We start from the raw sequence: 4,026 nt of genomic DNA, 5'->3' as shown, positions 1-4,026 counted from the left end.
GGTGTGGAGGTGGACTGGGCTGCCGCGTTCGACGCGGGCAGTGCGCGGCGGACGGAACTGCCGACGTATCCCTTCCAGCACCAGCACTACTGGCTGAAGGCCGAGCGCGCCGAGGGCGACGTCTCCTCCGCCGGCCTCACGCCCACCGGGCACCCGCTGCTCGGCGCCGCCGTCGACCTCCCCGGCACCGGCGGCACGGCCTTCACCGGCCGCTGGTCGACCCGCACCCACCCCTGGCTCGCCGACCATGCCGTGTGGGGCACGGCCCTGCTGCCCGGCACCGGCTTCGTCGACCTGGTCCTCACCGCCGGCGCCGAGGCCGACTGCGGCGCCCTCGAGGAACTCGTCATCGAGGCGCCCCTCATCCTCCCCGAGGACGGCGGCATCCAGGTGCGCGTCGAACTCGCCGCACCCGACGAGTCGGGCCGCCGCGCCGTCTCCGTCCACTCCCGGCCCGAGGGCGACGAACCCGACTGGACCCGCCACGCCACGGGCACGCTCGTCCCCGAAGACCCCGAGTCCGGGGAACCCGCCCTCCCCTGGCCGCCGGCCGGCGCCACCGCCGTACCCGTCGACGTCGACACCGTGTACGCCGGCCTCGCCGAGCGCGGCTACGAGTACGGTCCCGCCTTCCAGGGCCTGCGCGGTGTCTGGACCCGCGACGACGAGATCTTCGCCGAGGTCGCGCTGCCCGAGGAACTGCGCGAGAACGCGGGGAACTTCTCCCTGCACCCCGCCCTGCTCGACTCCGCGCTGCACGCCCCGCTGCTCCACGGCACCGGACTGCCGCGCCTGCCCTTCTCCTGGAACGGCATCACCCTGTGGACCCGTGGAGCCTCCCGGCTGCGCGCCCACTTCGTCCCCGCGGGCGAGGAGACCTGGCAGGTCACCGTCACCGACCAGACCGGCGCACCGGTCGCCCGCATCGACGCCCTCATCGGCCGTCAGGTGACCCAGAAGCAGCTCGCCGACGCCCGGCTGGCCCGCGAGACCGGCTCCTCCCGGCTCGACAACTGGATCTACGGCACGGCCTGGCCCCCCGTCGAGGACACCGACCGGGCCGCCGCACCCGCCGGCACCTGGCTCGTCGCCGTCCCCGCCGACCACACCGGGCACCCGGCGGTCACCGCGTCCCTCACCGCCCTCGAAGGCCGCGGCGCCGACGTCGTACCGCTGTCCGCGGCCGCCGACGGGCCCACCGACCGGGAGGCGTTCGCCACCCTCCTCACCGGTACGACCGCGGACCAGGACGCCGTCACCGGCGTCCTGTCCCTGCTCGCCCTCGACGAGACCGCCCGGCCCGGCCACCCCGGCGTCACCGGCGGACTCGCGGCCACCCTCGGCCTCGTCCAGGCGCTCGGCGACACCGGCATCGACGCACCCCTCTGGATCGCCACCCAGGGAGCCGTCGCCACCTCCGGCACCGACCCGGTGCGCAACGCCGGCCAGGCCGCCCTCTGGGGCCTCGGCCAGGTCGCCGCGCTCGAACACCCCGGCCGCTGGGGCGGACTCGTCGACCTCCCCGCCGACCTCGACGACGACACGGGCGACCTGCTCGCCGCGGTCCTCGGCGGCGGCAGCGGCACCGAGGACCAGCTCGCCCTGCGCGCCGGCACGATCCTCACCCGCCGCCTGGAACGGGCCCCGCTGCACCGGCCGCAGCCCGACGAGGCACCCTGGCGGACCACCGGCACCGCGCTCGTGACCGGCGGCACCGGAGCGCTCGGCGGCCACGCCGCCCGCCGGATGGCCGCGGCCGGCGCCGAGCACCTGGTGCTGGTCGGCCGCCGCGGAGCCGACGCCCCCGGCGCCGCCGCACTGACCGCCGAACTCGTCGAAGCCGGCGCCCGCGTCACCGTGGCCGCCGTCGACGTCACGGACCGCCAGGCCCTCGAGGACCTGCTGGCGAAGCTCGCGGCGGACGGCGACACCGTCCGCACCGTCGTCCACGCCGCAGGCGTCAACGGCTTCGGCGCCCTGGACGAGACGACCCTCGACGACTTCGGCGCCGTCGTGTCGGCCAAGGTGGCGGGCGCCGCCCACCTCGACGCACTCCTCGGCGACACCCCCCTGGACGCCTTCGTCGTGTTCTCCTCCATCGCCGGGGTCTGGGGCAGCGGCACCCAGAGCGCCTACTCCGCGGGCAACGCCTACCTGGACGCCCTCGCCGCCCGCCGGCGGGGCCAGGGCCGCGCCGCCACCGCCCTCGCCTGGGGCGCCTGGTCCGGCGGCGGCATGGTCGACGCCGCCTCGGCACCGCAGCTGCGCCGCCAGGGCATCGAGGCCGCACGCCCCGAACTGATGCTGACCGCCCTCGACCGTGCCCTGGCCGGCGACCAGAGCGGCCTCACCGTCGCCCACATCGACTGGAAGCGGTTCCACGCGGCGTTCACCACGTCCCGGCCCTCCCCGCTCCTCCAGGGCGTCCCGGAGGTCCGCCGCATCGCCGCGGCCGAGGCCCGCGCCCGGCGCGCCGACCTCGCCGCGGCCGGCTCCCTGCGCGAACGCCTGGCCGGACTCGAGGAGGACGCCCAGAAGGCGATCCTGCTCGACCTGGTCCGCGCCGAGACCGCCGTCGTCCTCGGCCACCAGGACACCCACGCCGTCCACCCGGACCGGGCCTTCCAGGAGCTCGGCTTCGACTCGCTCACCGCCGTCGAACTGCGCAACAAGCTGTCCGCCGCCACCGGCCTGCGGCTGCCCGCCACCCTGCTCTTCGACCACCCCGCACCCGCCGTGCTCGTCACGCACCTGCGCGAGGCCCTCGCACCCGAGAGCAGCCCCGCCCAGCACCGCGCGGTCGTCGAGGTGGAGAAGCTCAAGACCACCCTCGCCTCCGTGCCCGACGACCGGGCGGTCCGCGCCCAGGTCACCGCCGCCCTCCAGGTCCTGCTGGCCAAGTGGTCACCGGACGCCGCGGAGGACGGCCTCGACGACGACCTCGAGTCGGTCACCGACGACGAGGTCTTCGACATCATCGACAACGAGTTCACCACTTCCTGACGGCGTCGACCCGCCGATCCCGTCCGATCCGCCGGCCCCGTCCGCCGCCCCCCTCCGGGCCCGCGGACCCCGCCGCCCGCCCCGCCGTCAGAAGTCTTTCCCTAGGAGCTGACCTTCTCCATGTCCGACGACAAGAAGTACCGCGAATACCTCAACAAGGCAGTCGCCACCGCTCGTCAGGCGACCCGTCGGCTGCGCGAGGTCGAGGAGAAGGCGTGGGAGCCCATCGCCGTCGTCGGTATGGCATGTCGTCTGCCCGGCGGAGTCACCTCCCCCGACGACCTCTGGCGGCTGGTGGCGGACGGCGTCGACGGCATCACCCCCTTCCCCGACGACCGCGGCTGGGACCTGGCCGGCCTGTACGACGCCGACCCCGACGCCGCCGGCAAGACCTACGTCCGCGAGGGCGGGTTCCTCGACGACGTGGCCGGCTTCGACGCCGAGTTCTTCGGGATCTCCCCGCGCGAGGCCGTCGCGATGGACCCCCAGCAGCGGCTCCTCCTGGAGACCTCCTGGGAGGTCTTCGAACGCGCCAACATCGACCCCACCTCCCTGCGCGGACGCAGGATCGGCCTCTACACCGGCGTCATGCACCACGACTACGCGCCGCGCGTGCGCAAGGTCCCGGAGGACCTGGAGGCGTACCTCGGGCGCGGCAGCACCGGCAGCTTCGCCTCCGGCCGCGTCTCCTACACCCTGGGCATCGAAGGACCCTCGGTCACCGTCGACACCGCCTGCTCCTCGTCGCTGGTCGCCATCCACCTCGCCGTCCAGTCCCTGCGCTCCGGCGAGTCCGAGATGGCGCTGGCCGGCGGCGCGGCCGTGATGGCCGACAGCAAGATGTTCGTCGAGTTCTCCCGGCAGCGCGGCCTCTCCCCGGACGGCCGCTGCCGCGCCTTCGCCGCCGGCGCCAACGGCACCGGCTTCTCCGAGGGCGTGGGCGTGCTGCTGCTGGAGCGTCTGTCGGACGCCCGCCGCAACGGCCATCAGGTCCTGGCTGTGGTGCGGGGCAGCGCGGTGAAC

The 4,026-nt window shown here is 75.2% G+C and carries 2 protein-coding genes; both read left to right on the top strand.

Features of this window, described 5'->3' with window-relative positions; all coding sequences use genetic code 11:
• On the top strand, nucleotides 1–3,003 hold a 3,003-nt coding region (locus ACZ44S_RS39060), incomplete at its 5' end, for an SDR family NAD(P)-dependent oxidoreductase (RefSeq protein WP_466938257.1).
• A 108-nt stretch (nucleotides 3,004–3,111) separates the two neighbouring features.
• A partial coding sequence (locus ACZ44S_RS39055; RefSeq protein ID WP_466938260.1) for a beta-ketoacyl synthase N-terminal-like domain-containing protein occupies nucleotides 3,112–4,026 on the top strand: 915 nt, incomplete at its 3' end.

The organism is Streptomyces malachitofuscus, assembly GCF_055571035.1.
This window is presented reverse-complemented; position numbering and strand designations above follow the sequence as displayed.